A 20,215-nucleotide genomic window follows, 5' to 3' on the forward strand; every position below is an offset into this window, starting at 1 on the left:
GATTCTTACGAATTTCTAGTACATTTTCAGTTTACTAAATAATTCGAAAGACCAAGTTGCTTTGTGAGTAAAAGTACTAAGCCGCTTTCGAAACTTTGAGTGTTGCCTTGATCCGCTCATGGTCTGCGGCAAGTAGTTCAATGTTTTCAGCATAAGAAACAAAATCAATTCTACCAGAAGAAAGGTCTTCGTGCAGAAGGGCAAGTAGGAGATAGAACATAAGGCCTCCGTCGGATTCAAATTACCAATGAGACATAATTCGGAAAGTCTTTTTCAGAAAGATTCCCGGAAATTATCAGCAATCTGATCTGCTCTCAAGATCGGCTGGTTTGAAAAAAGAGAGAGAAAAAAATAACGAAAACTGCCGTATTTTTGTGAGAAGATCAAAATAGTACTCCTATTTAGAATCAGTTATTTTAAATTCAATCGACCTAAACGATTCATTATGAAGACCACATTACATCCCATAGATTTTCTGATTATTTTTGTCTTTGTCATTTTTATGATCATCATTGGTTATCTGTTAAAGCGGAGAATGAAAGGCTCTGTAGATTTTCTGCTAGCTGGTAGGAAAATACCGGGATGGATCACAGGAATTGCATTTATATCGGCAAATATATCTGCCTTAGAGTTGTTAGGGATGAGTGCCAGCGGTGCTGAATATGGATTTCTAACCTTTCATTTTTATTATTTAGGCGCAATTCCGGGAATGATCTTCCTTGGAATTTTTATGATGCCATTTTACTATTCCACCCGCATTCGATCCGTTCCAGAATATTTAAGATACAGATTCAATCGTCCTGCCCATCTTTTAAATTCTGTCATTACATTAATCTCACTCGCGTTGGGATCGGGCATCTACCTATATTCACTTTCCTTAATTTTTGATATTATGTTTGGCTGGAATCCTCATCTCTCTATTCTTGTCAGCGCTATGATTGTACTTTTATATACCTACTTCGGAGGATTGAGTTCCTCCATTTACACGGAAGTAATGCAGTTTTTCCTTACTGTGTTTGGATTGTTTCCGCTGGTATATATTGGAGTCGTAAAGAGCGGAGGCTGGGAAAGTTTGATGTCTCAGATTCCTGAATCGCATAAGCATATGTGGAAATATTTGCCCAATGGGAATAATCCATTGGGATGGGATATTCTCTCCGTTACCGTTGGTCTTGGTTTTGTCCTTTCTTTCTCTTATTGGACCTGCGGATTCGCGGAGGTTCAAAGAGCAATGGCAGCCAAGGATTTACAGGCAGCAAGAAGAACACCTTTGATCGGAGCAGTATTCAAACTGTTTTTGCCATTTCTAACCGTAATCCCTGGACTCATTGCCATTTCACAATTCAAACAAGAATTAAATGGAGATTATAATAAAAGTTTTTTGATCCTCCTGAGGGAATATTATCCTTCTGGAATGTTAGGTCTCGGGACAACCGCGCTTCTTGCGGCATTTATGGCAGGAATGTCAAGTTCAGTCACTGCCCTCAATACGATTTTTACCTATGATATTTTTCAAACGTATATTAAGAAAAATGAATCCGATGCTTATTATTTAAAAATTGGAAAGCGTTCGACGATGGTTGCTGTAGTTTTTGCGATATTCGCATCCTACATTGCCATGCAGTTTTCAAATATCATGAATTATATCCAACTTCTATTTTCATTTTTTAGTTCACCTCTGATTTCCATTTTCTTACTGGGAATGTTTTGGAAACGTGCATCCTCTTGGAGTGCTTTTTGGGGGATGGTGACGGGCACTTCCGCCGGGATCATGCATTACATTTTAACAACTTTTGGTTTTCTTTACTATAAGTCCGATATGGTTTCCAATTTTTACGGAGCTATTTTTTCGGGTCTCGCCTGTTTTTTAAGTATGGTTATCGTAAGTTTCATTGAAAAACCGGACCATCATAGGGACTTACAAGGGTTAATGTATTCGGCCAGAGATAGAGAACATGATTTCTGGAATCCTATCATTCTGGCTTGGGGGGCTGGTTTGATTGCACTTCTTGGGTGTTTTAACTGGTTTTTTCGTTAAAGTTTTATCTACTCGTCATAAAATAGTAATTGAGACTTGGTAAAGTAACCCTATGTTTGCAACTAAGTACATAACGCCTATGAAACCGAATCACTATACCGAAATCCCTCCCTCATTCGAAGTCAATCTTGAGGTACAAAATGATTATGATGTACACAAACATATCAGTGCCAGGGGCATTCGCATTGTAACCCCAAATGTATATGAGGTCTCAGCAATTTTAAAAATTTCGCTGAAACAAATCTCCGTGACCGGTTCGATCGATTTTATCGTGAAAGTTTTGAAAGTAACAAAACTGGAAGGTGAGAATTTATACGAATTGCACGCAAATTTTTATGATACAAATGGTGACAGAGAAGATGAAGTACTCTCTTTCTTTAAGTTATTTTAGGGGAGGATTGACTTTTCAAATGTGAACTGCTCTTCCGAAATTTTCTTTTCTTTTGATAATTGTTGGATCAGAAATCTAGTTGGTGGTATATAACCGTCTGTTGTGAGGCTATACCCGCCACCTAATGGTTGGTCTTTTTTGCTTCTTAACTCAAAATGCAAATGCGCTGGGTACTTACCACCTGCGTCTCCAATGGAACCAATCCATTCCCCCTTTTTTACCATCTGTCCGGGTTCCACTTCAATGGTATACAAGTGCGCATAGAGAGATTCAATGAATGGCATGTCTACCACTACTTGTTGATTGACTTTATGAACGATGCGAATTACTTTTCCCCAGCCTCCGCCATAGTTTGCAGTAACACTGACGACTCCATCGCCGATAGCATAGATGGGTGAAGCATAGTCAGAATCTCCGCCTCCAACAAAATTCCAATCTTCGCCAAGATGAAGTCGGTTTCCAAATTTTGAATTTTCCACACCGAATTTTTGGGCAATGTAATAGCCTTCTGCATATTTTCCGCCCGCAGGAAATTCAAATGACTCCGCGATCAGTGAAGGGTATCGTTTGAAGATAGGATCTGTATCTATCTTTCTTTCGAAGGAATCCGATTTGAGCCAACCGAATAAAGGATTCGATTTGTACGCATATCCTTTCGATGATTGGCAGTGCATCGAAAGGAGTAACAGAGTGCAGAATAGACTACGGTGGAGGTTCATAGGTTACTAAGCTAGGACACTCGATTTTTGGTTTCGTTTCCCACCAGCGTTCATCTCTTTTTCCATCTGAGCCATAAAAGTATCAAAATCAACTTGGATCGTATGACGCGCGCTCGCAACGTATCTTTTTTTCATCGCTTTTTCTTCATTTACGATCCATTTTTGCATCTCTTCTTCAGATGGCAAAGCATACTTGCCCGTTAGATACTTTGCGATCCATTTACCTTGTCTCTCTGCCAAAGGCATTATTGCTCCCAGTGGTTGCATCAAACCGACAAACATGAGATTGTCGATTCCAGGTTTGAACATTTTGAAATAAAGCGGAATGTGATTGTTTGGCGCTGATAAAAAAGATTCTTCGAAAAATGGAAACTTGATATCGTATCCAGTGCAATAAATCAATACATCCGCATCCTCTTCGCTACCGTCCGCAAATAAGATTTTTTTCCCTTTCAACTCCTTGATGACTGGCTTTGGTTTGATGTCGCCTCGACCCAATCGTACTAGCAGATCTTGCGAGATGGTTGGATGAGCCGATCCAAATTTATGGTCTGGCTTTGGTAGCCCAAAATCTTCCATTTTACCTACTCCGTAACGAATGAGTAGGTGAGCCAACGTTTGTTGGATCGGAAATGGAATCCATGTTGGTAAATGTTCTGTTAGTTTGTCGAGAGGTTTCCCAAATAGATAATTAGGAATGACATAAGCACCTCTTCGAGACGATAAGAAAACTTTTTTAGCAACACCCGGTCGAGATAATTCAACGGCAATGTCCATGGCACTATTGCCCATACCAAGAATGACTACGTTTTTATCTTCACAATTAACAGGAGTTTTTGGATCAACATAAGAATGTGAGTGAATGGTTTTTCCAGAAAATTTTCCCGGGAAGGCTGGGTCGGGCCATTTTTCACTCCAATGGTGTCCATTGGCAACGATCAGCGCATCGTAAATTTTTGCTGGACCTTTTTCTGGAGTAATCTTCCATTTTCCATCCGTTAGACGTTCTGCTTTTTTTATTCCATTTTTAAATTGAATGTGTTTTCTTAATTCAAAATGATTCACATAGTCCTGAAAATAATTCTGAATCGGTTCGTGGTTTGGATAATCTGGATAATCCTTCGGCATAGGATAATCTCGATACTCCATTCTGTCGCGGTGGGTATTGATGTGGAGAGATTTATAGATATTACTTAAACCATTATCGTTTTTGAATCTCCAATTTCCTCCAACATCGCTTCCCTTTTCAAAGCAATCGAATGGTATGTTATTTTCCTTTAAGGATTTAATGACTGTTATTCCAGAAGATCCAGCGCCAATGACGCATACTTTAGGTAGGTTCATATAATTTGTTCTCTTATTTCTTATTTTTTAAAACGGCATTTGCTTCTATAAACTGGCGCAAAGCCACTTCGTTCTCTGCAAATTCAATTTTGATGATTTTATCAGATTTTATATCGATACATGTGACTTGACCTTTGTTTCTCGGGAATGGATCTCCGATCTTCTCTTCCCGTATGAGGCGAATGGTATATGGGTATTCTCTCATTTTCGGAAGGGCAACGAAGCGGCTAATGAGAGAGGGCATTTTATGGATGTCAGAAATGATGACCGTCTTGTATTTTTCGAGATACGCATTGCCTTCTTTCAATAGGATCGGGTGCGAGATTTTACTCGCATCCATATCAGAAATGAAAATAATTTTTTCCAAATCGTTTGGTAGAGGTGAAGGCTTATCAAATTGATCCGAATAGGGAATCGAAGGAAGGGCATCGCCAGGAATCAGGATTACAGTCTCGTCTGCATAGATTAGGCTAAGGGGTAGGATAAAAAAGAGGAGCGAATTTCGAAACGAATTGTTCTTCATGAACAAAGGATTTATAAGTTTAAAATTGATTCAAATAATTAAATACCTGTTCGGAGGACATTTTACTCGCATTTGAAAATTCTCCACCCGTTGTATTCGCGATCATTGGGTTCGATTTTTTCGGATCTAGTATGACAAGTGCAGGAATTCCGTTGTCAATCGGATCACCCAATTTCTCATTGATGTCTAAATTCTTATCAAAACGGCCGACATCAATTTTCTGAATGATGAATTTTCTCTCGATTAGTTCTTTTATCTTGGTTTCACCTAACATTCCATCGAGAGAATTGCAATCGGGACACCACGAGGCTCCAAAAATGACGACTAGTTTCTTATTTTGGGCAGCAGCTTGATCAAGTTGCGTCTTTAAAATTGAGAAATCGAGATGAACCGGTTCCGATTTACATAGATTAAGAAAGAAAAAGAGAGATAGGAAGGAAGAAAGGAAGAATAAGGTCGGTACAACTTTCGTGACGGACCTTTGTTTCATTAAGTCTTAACGATTTCTTTGAGGATTTCTTGTCTTTTTTTGTCTTTGTCATCTTGAGAAAGGGACATCCAATCTCTCTTGAGTTGTTTCTCCGAAATGCCCTTGAGGACAGCGAATTTTCCAAGGATTTTTGCAGTTTTAGCGTTCATGGCATCCAGGTTCTGTTTGGAACGTTTTCTGTCAAATCACATCTTTTTTCTAGCACCGAAAGAGCCAAAGTTAAGAGACATAACAGAAATCTAAAGGGGCTTCCGTCTGGAGTTTCGCAATAGATTCCTTGACCCCTAACCGATTGCCAAAACATAGTAAGTCCAAGAAAAATTCCGACTTATGAAAAGACAACTTTCCGATCGCTACGAACCCGAATCTGTTGAGTCAAAATGGATTCAAAAGTGGGAAGATACAAATGCATTTTCACCAAATACAAATGCAAAAGAATCATTTTCCATTGTCATCCCACCACCTAATGTTACCGGTAATTTACATATAGGTCATGCACTCAATCATACGATCCAAGATATTATCATTCGCATCGAACGAAAAAAAGGGAAGAATGTCGTATGGATACCAGGAATGGACCATGCGGGGATCGCGACCCAAGTTGTTGTTGAAAGGGAGTTAGCAAAAGAAGGTAAAAAGCGTACCGATTTCAGTAGAGAAGATTTTATAAAAAAAGTTTGGGAATGGAAAGCACATTCTGGCGGAATGATTGCCAAGCAACAACGGTTACTTGGTGAATCGGTAGATTGGTCGAAACAACGTTTTACTTTTGATGAGGGTTTATCGAAAGCGGTCATCTTAGTATTTAAAAAACTTTATGAAGAAGGTTTGATCTATCGTGGAGAGAGGATCATCAATTGGTGCCCTGTAACGAAAACTGCGATTTCTGATATCGAAGTGGAGTATAAGGAAAAACAAGGTAAACTTTATCATGTCAGGTATCCGAAAGCAAGCGCTCTCAAGGCAGGCAAGCAGATAAAAGATTTGGTTCCAGAAGATTATATCGTCGTAGCAACAACAAGACCAGAAACGATGTTTGGTGACGTTGCCGTTTGTGCTCATCCAAATGATGCCCGTTATACTTCTTTACGAAATCAGATGGTTGTCCTTCCGATAGTTAATAAAGAAATACCCGTTCTGTTTGATGGTTTCGTAGATCAAGAATTTGGTTCCGGTTTGGTGAAAATTACACCAGCACATGACCTGAATGACTTTGAAGCAGGCCAACGACTTGGTCTTACTCCCGTTAATGTGATGAACTTGGACGGGACACTAAATGCAAATGCAGGCAAATACTCCGGAATGGATCGATTTGAAGTTAGAAAGAAGGTTGTAGAAGAATTAGAACTTCTGGGCTATATTGAAAAAATCGAAACGCATGTCCATAGTGTTGGGCATAACCAAAGGGGTGGGGCAGTCATTGAACCATTACTTTCTACACAATGGTTTGTTAAAATTGCGCCTCTCGCAAAACCGGCGATTGATGCAGTTCGAAATGGAAAAGTACAATTCCAACCCAAAATGTGGGAAAAAACATATTTCGAATGGATGGAAAATATAAAAGATTGGTGCATTTCTCGCCAACTTTGGTGGGGACATCGCATCCCTGCCTATTATGCGCCCGACGGAAGTTTTGTTGTCGCTGAATCGCAGAGCGAAGCAATTGAACTTTTTAAAAAAATGGGTAAAGAAATTTCGGAATCAGAAATCAAGCAGGACGAAGACGTTCTCGATACTTGGTTTTCGTCAGGTCTCTGGCCGTTTTCGGTTTTTGGTTGGCCAGAATCTTCGGAAGCATTGAGCAAGTATTATCCTACCTCTGTATTAGTCACTGGATTCGATATCATTTTCTTTTGGGTCGCAAGGATGATGATGTCAGGTCTAAAATTTATGGGCGAGGTACCTTTTCGTAAAGTACTCATTCATGGATTAGTTCGCGATAAGGATGGAAAAAAATTCAGCAAGTCTTTAGGCAATGTGATCGATCCCCTTGATATGATGTCCAAGTATGGAACGGATTCATTTCGGTTTTTTTTGGCGGCTGTCCTGCCTGAGGGAAAAGATATTTTATTCGACGAGTCTAGATTAGACGGTTATCGATCCTTTTGCAATAAAATTTGGAACTCAAGTAGATTCATCTTTATGAACTTGCCCGAGGACTTTCAAATTCGCGAGTTAGATTTAAAAAAGTTAGAAGAAACGGATCTATGGATCCTTCACGAATTTGATAAAACACTTGCGAACTACGAAAAGGCATTCTCCGAATATCATTTCTTTGAAATGGCCAATCTCATTTATGATTTCATCTGGGGATCTTTTTGTGATTGGTATTTGGAACTCTCCAAGGCACGAATTTATGGAAACGTAACACCAGAATCGCAAGAAAACGCCAGACAAGTTTTGGTGAGTATTTTGGTTAAGTCTTTAGGATTACTTCATCCATTTATGCCTTTTTTAACAGAAGAAATTCATTCGCTCCTTTCCGATGAATTCATTTCTCTTACCGACTTTCCTAAAGCGTATGGGGTTTCTTCGGAAAATCCTTCTGTCAAACGTATGTTAATTCTTCAAGAGATCGTCACGAAAGTTAGAAATATGCGAGCTGAGTTAGGCGTGAAACCGGAAAAGAAATGTCAGATCATATTAAAAGTATCTGATTCTGATCTGCAATTGATGATAGAACGGGAGCTGAAATCGATTTTACAGTTGGCAAAGGCAGAGACGATATCTTTTGATTCATCGTACGTTGCCTTGAATACGGACTCGGTGGGAGCCTTCTCCATAGGAGAGATTGTCCTACCCCTAGCAGGAATCTTTGATTTCGAAAAAGAAAAACAAAGACTCGAAAAAGAGCAGAAGCAGATCCAACTGGAAATGGAAAAGTTAGAATCAAAAATCAACAACCCTGCGTTCGTTGAGAAAGCGAAACCAGAGGTCGTTGAGAAAGAACGTGAAAAATACAATACTTGGAAAGAAAAATTAGAAAGTATCAAGAGAGCATTGGAAAAAATTGAAACCTAAGATTAAAGTATTATTAATCGGAGGTGGTGGAAGAGAGCACGCAATTGCGACATCGATCTTGGAATCCACCAATCTTGATGAGTTAAAGGTATTTCCTGGAAACGCTGGTTTTCCAGAAGGAATACTTCTAAATAAAGATCAAATAAACATTTTTGATGAGATGCAATTTAGTGCATTTTTAAAGTCAAATCATATCGATTTGGTGGTAGTCGGTCCAGAAGACCCGCTCGTTTTTGGTATGGCTGATTGGTGCGAGAGAGCAGGCGTGCCTTGTTTTGGCCCATCTGCATACTGTGCACAAATTGAAGGATCAAAGCATTTTGCCAAAGAGATGATGCAAAAAGCAAATGTTCCAACCGCAACGTATGCAGTATTTAAGGACTATGATTCTGCATGGTCGTATTGCCAAAAGCAATCTCTGCCTCTGGTCGTCAAAGCGGATGGCCTGGCTGCGGGAAAGGGAGTGACTGTAGCCTTTCAATTAACAGAAGTTAAGCAGGCACTTGAAGATATTTTTATAACACAAAAATTTGGCTCGAGTGGTGAAAAAGTAGTTATCGAATCTTTTTTGGAAGGTGAGGAAGCTTCTTTATTTGTCCTCACAGACGGCGAACATTACGCTTGTTTGCCTGCTGCACAAGACCATAAGAGAGCTTTTGATGGAGATTTAGGGCCGAATACGGGGGGAATGGGTGCGTATGCACCTGCGCCCATTGTTACGGCAGAGATTCAAAAACAAATAGAGACAAACATCATAGAGCCGATTCTCGGCGCCTTTCAAAAAGAAGGTCATCCCTATAAAGGATTACTATATGTTGGTTTGATGATATCTCCAAAAGGAGAGGCAAATGTTGTCGAATTTAATTGTAGATTCGGGGATCCTGAGACCCAATGCGTATTGCGCTTATTAAACGAAGATTTGCTTACTTTGCTCTATCAATCGGCGACCAAAAATTTAGAAACCAGAGAATTAAGGACCAAAGAGGCTACGAGCGCGGTTGTCGTTCTTGCTGCGGAAGGATATCCTGAGGCACCTAAAAAAGGGATTCCATTGGAAATTCCAGAACCGTCAGGTGATGTGAAAGTTTTCCATGCAGGTACAAAAAAACAAGACACTCAAATTGTTTCCACGGGAGGACGGATTCTCGGAATCACATCTATCTCCAAAAATCTTCAAGACACCATGAACCAGTGTTATGATTATTTAGCCAGAACCGATTTCAAGAATACATTTTATCGAAAAGACATTGGTAGGAGAGCGCTTTAAATATGCCATTCGCCATTTCTGGAAATGTTGGTGCTTTCGAAAAAGGGGCACTCAGAAACTTAGAAAAACACCTAGGTATCATACTTTCAGAAAATCAGTCTCATCTACAGCAACATTTAATGATTCGCAGAACATTGCAAACATTAGGTGGATCTGTCGGTATTCTTAGTAATTTAAGTCGCCAAGAATTATTATCCTTCATCTTCGTACTTACACAGTTTGGCGATACTATACGAGGTGAAACTCCTGCCGAATACTTATTGCTCGAGTCCATACCTTTTGTAGTCCAATGGAAAAAGGGTCATTATATGATCCCGCTCGAGATTTTAGAATACCTTTCTCATGAGAGGATATTTAGAGACCAAGGTTATTTATTTGCATTGATTCCTTCCTTGCCAATTCGTGAGAAAAAATCTTGGATTCGATGGATCGGTGCCGATTTTGAAAAAGGTGGAGATCGAGATTTAAATTTTGAAATTTATTTTCAATGCAGACTCCTTCAAAAACCCTTTTTAGGTAAGTCCCTCGTCCAAGAAACTCAAATTGAATTGGAACAAATTTGGCCTTATGGTAAGAGCGAATACCTGGATTGGTTTTATAAGGGACTCAGTACATTTTACTATTCTATGGAAGAAATGTCCAAAAAAGAAAAGGACCCTTTTTTACTTCATGTCATTGAACTCATACGAGCTGGAAAATTCGTACTTAGGAAGCAGCCTGAACAATTTGGTGAGCAGCCATCCTACGCACTTGTATCCACTGTTGAAGGGAATACTCCTCAACTTAGAGAAATCACATTTCAATGGGAAGTTGAGAGAATTCGTAAAGACTCTCTATTCCAATAGGATTTTAGCTTTTCATTATCTCACGACATCGAAGATTGATATTAGTAAACTATGGATCGTTCACAGAAAGAACTTATCAAACAAACAGGGGAGACCATTGAGCAATTTTCTAATTATTGGAATTTGCACAATCTGCAAGAGGACTATGATCGATTGCAATCTCTCATAGAGAGAGCGAATGACCCGAAACTTTGGGACGACCCTGAAGCTGCAAAATCAATTACGCAAAAAAGAAACGACTTACAACTCAAATTAGATCCTTGGATCGAGCTAAGGAAAGAACTTACAGAATTACCGGATTTGATAGAGCTCACCATTGAAGAGTTAGGCGAGTCAGGTCTTTCTGGTCTAAATGAAGACTATGAAAAACTTTATGCAAAATTTGAAGATTTGCAAATGTTGGATGCCTTATCAGGCAAAGATGATAATAAACCTGCCTTTATCAATATCCATCCCGGAGCTGGAGGAACAGAGTCGCAAGATTGGGCGGATATGCTTCTCAGAATGTATACAAGGTATTGTGAGAAAAAAGGCTATCGTGCTGATTTGGTAGACTACCAACCTGGAGAAACAGCTGGAATAAAGAATGCCACATTGTACGTGCAAGGTGACCATCCATTTGGTTATCTCAAATGTGAGTCTGGCGTTCATCGTCTTGTGAGAATTTCTCCTTTTGATTCCAATAAACGAAGACATACCAGTTTCGCTTCTGTCTATGTAACACCAGAAATTGATGATGATATTAAAATTGTCGTAGAAGAAAAAGATCTTCGCGTCGATGTCTATCGTTCTTCCGGGGCAGGTGGTCAGCACGTCAATACAACAGACTCCGCTGTGCGAATGACACATATACCAACGGGAATCGTAGTTTCCTGCCAAATGGAAAGATCCCAGATAAAAAACAGAGATACTGCCATGAAGATGCTTAAGGCAAGATTGTATGAATTGGAAAAACAGAAGGCAGAAGAAGAAAATCAGAAGAAAGCTGGGGAAAAAAGAGATATCTCCTGGGGTTCACAAATTCGAAGCTATGTGTTTCATCCTTATAATTTAGTGAAAGATCATCGGACAGACCATGAAACGGGGAATATCCAACCAGTCATGGATGGCGATTTACACTCATTTATCATTGCATATTTAAAATACGTTACCAATCTCAAGGCTGGTGTGAAGTCCTAGATGGCACTAGCAAAAGATATATCTGCGACCATTAGAAAAATCCAAAAGGAGATTCAACACCTTCCAAACATTACGGATAGGCTCAACTTTATATTGGAAGCAACCTTAACTTTGTTTGGTGCAACGACTGGAAGTATTTCCATTGCGGACCAAGAAGAGCATGTTCTCACGATCGTGGCTGCGAAAGGTATGGATTGGGAAAAGAAAATAGCGGCCAAACTTCCCTTCACGCTAGGTGTCACCGGTCAAGCAGCTTCTTCAAGAGAAATCGTCTACGTACCCGATGTTTTAAAGGATGCAAGTTACATTAAGCTCATAGAATCAGTGAGATCGGAACTTGCAATTCCATTATTAACTAGGGAAACCACGATTGGAGTATTAAATTTAGAATCTGATAAAGTTAATTTTTTTGAACCTGATATCATCAACCAAGCAAACTTATTTGCATCACAGTTAACTATTGTTATACTAGAAGAACGAATCGCCAAGGAAGCGGTAGAAAAGTCAAAAAGAGAAGAAGATCCAGTCGAAGAAATTTTAGGATATGACCCTCTATTATTATTTTTGAAAAATAGAATCAGACAAATTGGACCTTCTGATACATCCGTGATGATCATCGGAGAAGAAGGCGTAGGAAAAAGAATGGTGGCAAGATCTCTCCATTTTGTTTCACAAAGAAAAAATAAGCCTTTTTTGACAGTTGATTGTTCTGGATTAAGTCATGAAATCTTAGAAGCAGAACTTTTTGGTACTTTTACAGGTAAATCATTTAATCCAGGTAAAATTGAACAAGCAAATGACGGCTCGTTATATATAGAATCTATTGGAGATTTAGCATTTGATCTTCAAGATCGTTTATTATCCGTTCTGCGAGACAAAGTCATTCCAAATCCCCAGGGAGAAAAAAAGGCATTAAATCTAAGAATTTTTACAGGGAGTAAAAGAGATCTATTGGAAGAAATCCAAAATGGTAAATTTTTAATGGATCTATATTATAAATTAGCAGAGGTACCATTGCGGGTACCGCCTCTCAGGGAAAGAAGAGGCGACATTCCACTGCTTGCCCACCATTTTCTTCATATATTTAACAAGCAATATGGACGAAATAAAACTTTAAAAAATGAAGCACTTCGTGCGCTTAGTATCATGCCTTGGGCGGGGAACGTCCGTCAGTTGCAAAATGCCATCCAATATGCGGTGCTCGTCCATTCGGAAATTGACCTTGGACCAAATTCTTTCGGTCCGGGAAATACGGAATCTGAATCGATGGCTCCCCCCTTTATAAACTCAAATATTTCCTTGCCTTCAGGTATCTTGACACCCAGCGAGAATTTATCCCTAAAAATTGCAACGGAAAGACTGGAAGCGATGTGGATCAAGGAAGCCTTCCAAAGGGTTTCTACGCAAGAAGAGGCGGCAAAATTACTCGGAATTAGCCGAGGCGCCCTTCAATATAAGATCAAGAACAACCAATTTCTAACGGGATATAACTCTTAAGTCCAGATTGAGCAGGAAAATGCTTGGATTTCGAACCCTTAAGGTCGATACTTAACCGTAGGGGTACAATCGTGGCAGATAGTTATTATCGAACCATCAAAGGAAAACAATACGATCGAGAATTATTGGAAATTGTCGAAAAAGCGTCTAAACGCTCTAAGGCACCCCTAAGCAAAAAGATCGCCACAAGTCTTTTTAAGGCCATCGTGGATGGAGGTGATTATACAGACATTGAAAAGAGAACTGTAAAATACATTCGTGATAATTTTAACTTTGCGACAGATGCGGATGAGTATCTGAGAACAGAGATTCGAAAATGGGCGGCAAAAATTTCGGCACCCGCAAGTAAAAAAGTTTCATCAAAGTCAGCAAAAAAATCAAGAACTACGTCCACCATTGCCCGCATGCATGATATAAAAGAATCAGAAGATACTTACTACCATGTGTATGATAATGAGACAGAGGACGAAATCGAACCGACACCTGAATACAATGAACTTGTCGAATTAAATCGATATGGTCAAAAACCAAAATCTTCAACTTATATACGTTATGTTTTTATTGGCATACTAATCGTTGTTTTAATTTGTCTTTTTCTAATCTTACGTTCTTGTCGCGGCGGTTCAAAAGACCACTCTTCGACAAAAACTTCTAATACGCAAATCGAAGCGCCAAAAACGAAAACGGAGCAGAGAGAACAACTTTTGCCTCATATAGAGATTGGGCCTGGACAAGTCTCAATCCAGTTTAAAAAACGAGGGGATGCAATTCGTTATATCAATGATTTAAGAATTAGCTTTATCAAACAGACATTAAATGTAGGAAGCGGTGCGTCGGATTCTATTGCAACTTTGGCGGAAGCACTGAAAGCATATCCCGAAATTAAGATTAGAGTAAAGGGTCATACGTGTTTTATTGGGGAGCTCGACGAAAATAAGATTCTTTCCGAAGAACGAGCAAAACTTGTAAGAGATGAGTTGGTTAAGTTGGGTGTCAATGCCTCCCAATTGGATGTAAGAGGATTTGGCGAAACAACAAATATTGATTCCAATTATACGGAAGCTGGGAGAATCAATAATAGGCGGGTTGATTTTTCGGTTCTTTCTATCGATTCAAAATAGGTGGCTCATTTTGCAATTCTTCCAGGCGGAAAAGACTTCTCTTTAGATTTCTCTTTGTCGCCTGGATGGAGTCGTGAAGTCCTTCATATAAGAGAACTGATTTTTTAGCCACTCCAAGCCTATTGTTTTCTTTTTCCTCCAGTGTTAAATTATCATCGTAACCTTCCGTGATCGCGAGTATCGTTCGTTGGATTCCTAGGCTGAGAATCTCATTCAATCCTTTTTTAGAAGATACTTGTTCGTCTATTTTATCCATCAAATCTAGATCACTCTGAAATCGTTTTGGATCTATTTGGTTCTTTTTGATCTGTTCATAAAGCTGTTTTGATAAACGCAATCCGTTCTTAACCGGAATTAAAAACGCTGCGAGATTTTGAATTGTTTCTTTTAACTTGCTTAGAAGCTCGCTTGTTTCTAAATAATTTTTTTTATCCTTACAAACCTTTTGAATTTCATTTTTGATTTTATTCGCGATTATGATGTCTTCTTCAATAAAACATTCTTCAAATCTAGAATGAGGAATATTATCCAATTTAGCACCAAACTTAGTTAAGTTGACCCATTTATTTTCGGAAGCATGAGATTCAAACCATTTCTTAAAAATGAGCATCTTTTCATTTGTTGTATGGCTTTCTCCATTGATACCCTCAACTTTTTTTGGTGCTAGTGCGAATAGTTGGCGATAATTATGCAATTCCCTTCGAAACTTTCTCGTTTCTTTATAGTTCAATCTTTCTTCCATGATGGCCCCTTTGGAGTGAGCCCACCCTTTCGTAAAAGATAAATCCTGTCCGACAAGATAGGTCTGTTTGGCACCCATAAGAGTACCGAGACTGGCAGCATTCGTGGAAACAGAACCTCCGAATGGAACATCACCTATCGGCTCTTTTGCTGTCTCTTCAATAAGCTTGATTAATGGAAAAGGTGAAGAAGAAAAAAAACCTTTTTTCGGTCCCTGTTCTAATCGTAAACTAACATAGGTGGAAGTTGGATCGAAAATAAGAATCCCATTGCCAGTGTAACTCTCCAGATATTGGCTATTTAACACTTGAGGATCTACCGAATAAATTAAATCTGGATCGATTTCAAAATGTGATAAAACAGGCAATGCTGTATCAACTGCTATCAGCACAAAATGTTCTCTATATTTTTTTATCTGCTCTGCTGATTCATACAAACTTGGACCTGCACCAGCTACGAGAATCTTACCTTCGTTTGCAATGGTAAAGAGTCTTTGGATGGGTTTCATAGAAATCAGATCAGCTAGATTGAAACAGAGATTTTTAGCCCAAATTTTCTCAAATCTCGTGAGAGTGGCTAAGTTAACATCCTTTTTGTGAAAATGCTGCTCAGCTAAAAACTTTAGTTTCGAATATTCTTTCTCACGCCAATGAAACGAACTTCTATGGGGAACAAATGTGATCGGATAGGTAGCTTTTCCTTTAAACGCTTGAAGAAGAATTTCTTCGCTTTCGATATCCGAGATGATGATTAAGGATTCACTTTTTAAAAAATCATGATAGTCATTTAACTTCAGTGCTTCTTTCAGTAAAAAAGGATGTGGTTCGATCCAAATGACATGGGCATTTGATTTCTTTAAGATTCCAGGAAGCACATAACCCAATCCTGCACCAAATAAAAGGTATATGCGATTTTCGCCATCGTAAGGTAATTCACTGATGAATCTCTCGGCTTCTTTAATGGGATCATGCTTGCTGTGTAAAAAGATTCCATCGATCTCGATGGTAACCTGACCCGTTTTGGAAATGAGGAGATTGCCCAAAGTTTCCGAGTTTGAAATTTTTAGAGCCAAGTTTTCGGACAAACAGGATAAATTTATTTCTAAAAAGTCAACCGATTCGGATATCATTTAATTTTCTAAATTCACTCGGATACTAGTGACGTTTTTTAAAGAAGTACCAGCGGGTGGATCTTGGGTTGAAACAAAACCACTTCCAGTAATTTGATAAGGTAGATTCAATTTCTTTAATACAGAAATACTTTCGCTGGCACTTAGTCCGATGAGGCTAGGAACACTCTCGTTTGAAATTTTGAAACTTTTATCTTTCTGTATTTTTAAAGTATAACTTTGTGGTTTTTCACTTTTTTCAACGATGGGAATGATGCTCTCAACGACATCGCGAAATACAGGCGCGGCGATGCCACCACCTGTATGCGCTTCTCCACCCGGTTCATCGAATAAAATCAGACCTACGTATTTAGGACGTTCTGCGGGAAAAAAACCTAGAAAGGAAGCAGTAAATAGTCCCTCTTGGTATCCTTTCCCGTTTTTTGATTTTTGAGCTGTACCGGTTTTACCTGCAATAAAATAGTTTTCAAGGTATGCTTTTTTACCGGTTCCAGACTTAACTGCCTTACTCATAGCCTCCAAAATTTTTGTGGCTGCGCCTTGTTTGATTCCCAGAGCTTCGCCTTTTGGTTTAAATTCATGCACTAGCTCTCCATATGAATTTGTTATATGAGAGACGGCAGTTGGTTCAAATAGTACGCCTCCATTCACAACGGCTGCTGCCGCGGTTATCAATTGGATGGGAGTTACGGAGATTCCCTGTCCTATCGGCAAAAAGTAGGGCGTACTCTTATTCCATTTAGATAAAGGTGTCAAATACCCTCTGGCTTCATGTAAGGAAAAATTGGTGCGCTTACCAAAATTAAACTGATCTAAATATTTATAAAACTTGGCATCCGATATTTTTTGTGTCGCTTTTATGATACCAACATTGCATGAAACTTGTAAGATTTCTTCCAAATCGACGGGACCATGTTGGTCAGTACAACGTATAATCGTTTTACCGACTTCAATATAACCAGGGCAATAAAATTTCTCATGTGGTAAAATCGCGCCTTCATTTAACAACATAAGTGCGATAAAAATTTTCATCGTGGAACCAGGTTCGTATACATGACGAATTGCCCAATTAGTGTGAGAATCTAAAGAATACTCTTGGAAATGATTTGGATCAAATGTCGGAAAAGAAGCCATTGCTAATATTTTTCCTGTATCAACATCCATGATGATACCTATCCCATGTTTGGAAGATGTATCCTGAAATGCTTTTCCTAAGGATTTTTCTAATCGATATTGAATCAGGCTATCGATTGCTAGGTGAAGGTTGTTTCCTTTTTGCGATTCTGCATCAGCAGTTGATAATAATTCCAAATTGAAGAGCGTTTCCAGCCCGGAAAGAGCTTTGTCATCATCGTATCCTGTGAAGCCAAGAAGTCCTGCAGCAAGGGAACCTTGCGGATAGATTCGCTTGAATTCCTTTTCAACTCGAACTCCAGGTAGAGCCAAGGCTTTGATTTGATTTGCTTTTTTAATTTCAATTTCACGTTTCAATAAGAAATAATTTTGTTTTTCTCGTATCGTGTTCGCTAATTTTTCAGCACTCATGCCGAGGATCGGGGCTAATTCTTGAGATGTTAATTCAATATCATAGATGTTTTGAGGCTCTATTCCCACGGTCCCGGATTCTTGAGACAATGCCAGTTCAATGCCACGTCGATCGTAAATGGTGCCTCGTTGGACTAACTTTGTGGTTTTGAAATTAACGATACTCTCATTGAAATATGTTAAGTAGATAACTCTGAAGATTAAGATTCCAAAAAGAGCACAAAGGAAGGTGAAAATGTATTTAAGTCTTTTTTTACTATCGTTCATCGATTAAAAATAAAAGAATACTTTACCCTTAATTTTTTCAACAGGAACGAGTCCAAAAGATCTTGAATCCGTAGAATATTCTCGATTGTCTCCAAGTAACAAGAAATATCCAGGAGGGATTCTTCCTTGCATGCCCATCGCAAGGAATGGTGAATTCTTTAAATTCAAAAATAAAGAATTATTTGGTTCAATGGTGATACTTCCTACGGGGGTATAATTTTCGATAAGCATCTGGGAATCAATGAGCACTCTCCCAGCTTCGATGGAGTAAAATTCATTGGGGAGTCCGATGACACGTTTAACGACAAGTTCACCAGCTTGGTCGTGAAATAAAACCAAATCCAGCTTTTGAATGTTTGGTTCCGTATATAGCCATTCTGTTCCAAAAAGTTTGGCCGAGAGTGCGAATCCTCCTTTCCAAACAAATACAATGGATCCATTGGATAGGGTCGGATACATGGAATTTCCCTGAATGGAATAAATTTGAAATAAAAAGATGCGTACAAAGAGAAGGAATGCTAGGAAAATAGAGAAGTAGAGGGTGCGTCTGGAATATTTTTTGAGTCGAGTTTTCCAGTTTTTTTGTTCTCTTTCTTCAGTCATAAACCAACCGTAAAATAAAAATCATTCGTGATTTTTCCCTATCTCTCTAGAATGGAAAAGGAAGTTAACTTAAACCAGATCGGAAGAGATATTCAATGTCACTTACAAAAAATGAATTCGACGCGCACTTTCGCTGCACTTTAGACTCCTGCGGCAAAACTTATCCACTCAGTGATGTCATCTATACTTGTGAGGATGACGGAGAGTTACTAACTGTCGAACACGATTTAGAGAAATTAAGAAAAATCTCGGCTAAGGAATGGATGGATCGATTTGATTTGCGGTTTCGATCTCAGACGTTTCCGTTCCAATCGGGCGTATGGGGCAAAAAAGAATGGGTCCTGCCTAATATTGAAAATGAGAATATAGTGACTTCAGGTGAGGGTGGGACGCACCTTTACAATGCTGAGAGATGGGCGAAAGATTTAGGACTGGATGGCCTTTATATCAAGCAGTGCGGTATCTCTCATACAGGCTCGTTTAAAGACTTGGGGATGACTGTTCTTGTCAGCCAAGTAAAACAAATGATTGCGGATGGCGTCCCGATCAAAGCTGTCGCCTGTGCATCAACGGGTGATACCTCCGCGGCTCTAGCTTCTTATGCCGCAAAAGCAGGCATCCCCGCGCTCATATTTTTGCCAGCTAACAAAGTTTCCACGGCTCAGCTCATTCAGCCTGTTTCCAACGGAGCGAAAGTTTTAGCTCTTGATACCGACTTTGATGGATGTATGGCGATTGTAAAAGAAGTAACAAAAGAGAAATCCATTTACCTTGCCAATTCTATGAATTCACTTAGAATTGAAGGACAGAAAACAATCTCAGTTGAAATCACCCAACAACTGGGATGGGAAGTCCCAGACTGGGTAGTCATTCCTGGTGGAAACTTAGGAAATGTTTCGGCACTCGGCATGGGATTTGAGATGATGAAGGAATTAGGACTGATCAATAAATTGCCTCGCATTTTACTTGCTCAAGCAAAAAATGCCAGTCCCCTCTATGAATCGTATAAGAGCGGTTTCACGAAATTCGAGTCAGTCGTTGCGCAAAAAACATTGGCCTCTGCCATTCAGATCGGTGATCCAGTTTCCGTCAAAAAGGCTATCCGAGTATTAAAGAAATTTGATGGAGTTGTAGAAGTTGCGACAGAAGAGGAATTGGCGGACGCGGCAGCAAGAGGGGACAGGTATGGCCTTTACAACGACCCTCATACGGGAGTCGCTCTTGCCGCTCTCCTAAAAAGCATCGAAAAGGGAACCATTCATAGAAAGCAGAAAGTCGTGGTGATCTCCACTGCCAATGGACTAAAGTTTACCGAATTTAAGGTGAACTACCATGAAGGAAAGATTATGGGGACAAATGCCAGCCTACACAATGGAATCATTTCTTGCCCAGCAAACATCGATGCCGTATTAAAAGTATTAGGGAATGAACTAAGCACTCATAAATAAGTAGACAAAAGTAATTGCTTGTGGCATTTTCCATACGTTGATTTAAA

At 39.3% G+C, this 20,215-nt stretch carries 17 protein-coding genes and 1 pseudogene; 9 read left to right on the forward strand and 9 right to left on the reverse strand.

Going from position 1 to position 20,215, the window contains the following annotated elements:
* Nucleotides 1-76 precede the first annotated feature (76 nt).
* Nucleotides 77-220 carry a hypothetical protein gene (locus EHQ58_RS18790; protein WP_167883670.1) on the reverse strand — a complete coding sequence of 48 codons (144 nt, stop codon included), beginning with the start codon at nt 218-220 and terminating at the stop codon, nt 77-79.
* Nucleotides 221-445: 225 nt separating this feature from the next.
* Between EHQ58_RS18790 and EHQ58_RS17060 the strand changes: the two genes are divergently transcribed.
* Both EHQ58_RS17060 and EHQ58_RS17065 read left to right on the forward strand, forming a co-directional pair.
* The gene (locus EHQ58_RS17060) at nt 446-2,038 is read left to right on the forward strand and encodes a sodium:solute symporter family protein (RefSeq protein WP_135625168.1); all 1,593 of its coding nucleotides are present in this window, start codon (nt 446-448) and stop codon (nt 2,036-2,038) included.
* A gap of 79 nt (nt 2,039-2,117) precedes the next feature.
* A complete protein-coding gene (locus EHQ58_RS17065) occupies nt 2,118-2,429 on the forward strand; it encodes a hypothetical protein (protein ID WP_135625169.1) in 312 nt (103 codons plus the stop codon).
* Here EHQ58_RS17065 and EHQ58_RS17070 read toward each other — a convergent pair.
* The 5 genes and pseudogenes from EHQ58_RS17070 to EHQ58_RS18795 all read right to left on the reverse strand — a co-directional run bounded on the left by EHQ58_RS17070 (nt 2,426) and on the right by EHQ58_RS18795 (nt 5,654).
* The gene (locus EHQ58_RS17070; protein ID WP_135625171.1) at nt 2,426-3,148 is read right to left on the reverse strand and encodes a M23 family metallopeptidase; all 723 of its coding nucleotides are present in this window, start codon (nt 3,146-3,148) and stop codon (nt 2,426-2,428) included. The two genes, EHQ58_RS17065 and EHQ58_RS17070, sit on opposite strands and share 4 nt — an antisense overlap.
* A gap of 21 nt (nt 3,149-3,169) precedes the next feature.
* Nucleotides 3,170-4,492, reverse strand: a pseudogene (locus tag EHQ58_RS17075) (NAD(P)-binding domain-containing protein); the annotation flags it as partial.
* A gap of 13 nt (nt 4,493-4,505) precedes the next feature.
* Nucleotides 4,506-5,015, reverse strand: coding sequence for a hypothetical protein (locus tag EHQ58_RS17080; protein WP_135625174.1), 510 nt, complete (start codon nt 5,013-5,015; stop codon nt 4,506-4,508).
* Nucleotides 5,016-5,034: 19 nt separating this feature from the next.
* On the reverse strand, nt 5,035-5,505 hold the full coding sequence (locus EHQ58_RS17085) for a thioredoxin family protein (RefSeq protein WP_135625176.1): 471 nt from the start codon (nt 5,503-5,505) through the stop codon (nt 5,035-5,037).
* Nucleotides 5,505-5,654 (reverse strand): hypothetical protein, encoded by a 150-nt coding sequence (locus EHQ58_RS18795; protein ID WP_167883671.1) that lies wholly within the window; start codon nt 5,652-5,654, stop codon nt 5,505-5,507. The genes EHQ58_RS17085 and EHQ58_RS18795 overlap by 1 nt, the downstream gene beginning before the upstream one ends.
* 181 nt (nt 5,655-5,835) lie before the next feature.
* On the opposite strand from EHQ58_RS18795, the gene EHQ58_RS17090 reads away from it, so the two are divergent.
* The 6 genes from EHQ58_RS17090 (at nt 5,836) to EHQ58_RS17115 (ending at nt 14,435) form a co-directional block, all read left to right on the forward strand.
* On the forward strand, nt 5,836-8,526 hold the full coding sequence (locus EHQ58_RS17090) for a valine--tRNA ligase (protein ID WP_135625177.1): 2,691 nt from the start codon (nt 5,836-5,838) through the stop codon (nt 8,524-8,526).
* Nucleotides 8,516-9,793: a phosphoribosylamine--glycine ligase gene (gene purD, locus EHQ58_RS17095; RefSeq protein WP_135625178.1), complete on the forward strand. Its 1,278-nt coding sequence runs from the start codon at nt 8,516-8,518 to the stop codon at nt 9,791-9,793. Before EHQ58_RS17090 ends, purD begins: the two co-directional genes overlap by 11 nt.
* Before the next feature lie 2 nt (nt 9,794-9,795).
* Nucleotides 9,796-10,638 carry a hypothetical protein gene (locus tag EHQ58_RS17100; protein ID WP_135625180.1) on the forward strand — a complete coding sequence of 281 codons (843 nt, stop codon included), beginning with the start codon at nt 9,796-9,798 and terminating at the stop codon, nt 10,636-10,638.
* 51 nt (nt 10,639-10,689) lie between these two features.
* Entirely contained in the window at nt 10,690-11,817 is a 1,128-nt protein-coding gene (gene prfB, locus EHQ58_RS17105) for a peptide chain release factor 2 (protein ID WP_135625182.1), read from the forward strand.
* Entirely contained in the window at nt 11,818-13,314 is a 1,497-nt protein-coding gene (locus EHQ58_RS17110; RefSeq protein WP_135625183.1) for a sigma 54-interacting transcriptional regulator, read from the forward strand.
* Nucleotides 13,315-13,385: 71 nt separating this feature from the next.
* Complete coding sequence (locus tag EHQ58_RS17115; protein ID WP_135625184.1) at nt 13,386-14,435, forward strand: OmpA family protein; 1,050 nt, start codon at nt 13,386-13,388, stop codon at nt 14,433-14,435.
* On the opposite strand, the gene EHQ58_RS17120 is transcribed toward EHQ58_RS17115, so the two are convergent.
* From EHQ58_RS17120 to lepB, 3 genes are read right to left on the reverse strand one after another with little or no spacing between them, the layout of a single operon-like run.
* On the reverse strand, nt 14,419-16,305 hold the full coding sequence (locus tag EHQ58_RS17120) for a motility associated factor glycosyltransferase family protein (RefSeq protein ID WP_135625186.1): 1,887 nt from the start codon (nt 16,303-16,305) through the stop codon (nt 14,419-14,421). The two genes, EHQ58_RS17115 and EHQ58_RS17120, sit on opposite strands and share 17 nt — an antisense overlap.
* Complete coding sequence (locus EHQ58_RS17125; protein WP_135625187.1) at nt 16,306-18,117, reverse strand: penicillin-binding protein; 1,812 nt, start codon at nt 18,115-18,117, stop codon at nt 16,306-16,308.
* A gap of 3 nt (nt 18,118-18,120) precedes the next feature.
* Nucleotides 18,121-18,720: a signal peptidase I gene (lepB, locus tag EHQ58_RS17130; RefSeq protein ID WP_135625189.1), complete on the reverse strand. Its 600-nt coding sequence runs from the start codon at nt 18,718-18,720 to the stop codon at nt 18,121-18,123.
* 95 nt (nt 18,721-18,815) lie between these two features.
* Between lepB and thrC the strand changes: the two genes are divergently transcribed.
* On the forward strand, nt 18,816-20,168 hold the full coding sequence (gene thrC / locus EHQ58_RS17135) for a threonine synthase (RefSeq protein ID WP_135625191.1): 1,353 nt from the start codon (nt 18,816-18,818) through the stop codon (nt 20,166-20,168).
* Nucleotides 20,169-20,215: the final 47 nt, after the last annotated feature.

This window comes from Leptospira ognonensis, from assembly GCF_004770745.1.
GTDB classification, from domain to species: Bacteria; Spirochaetota; Leptospiria; order Leptospirales; family Leptospiraceae; genus Leptospira_A; species Leptospira_A ognonensis.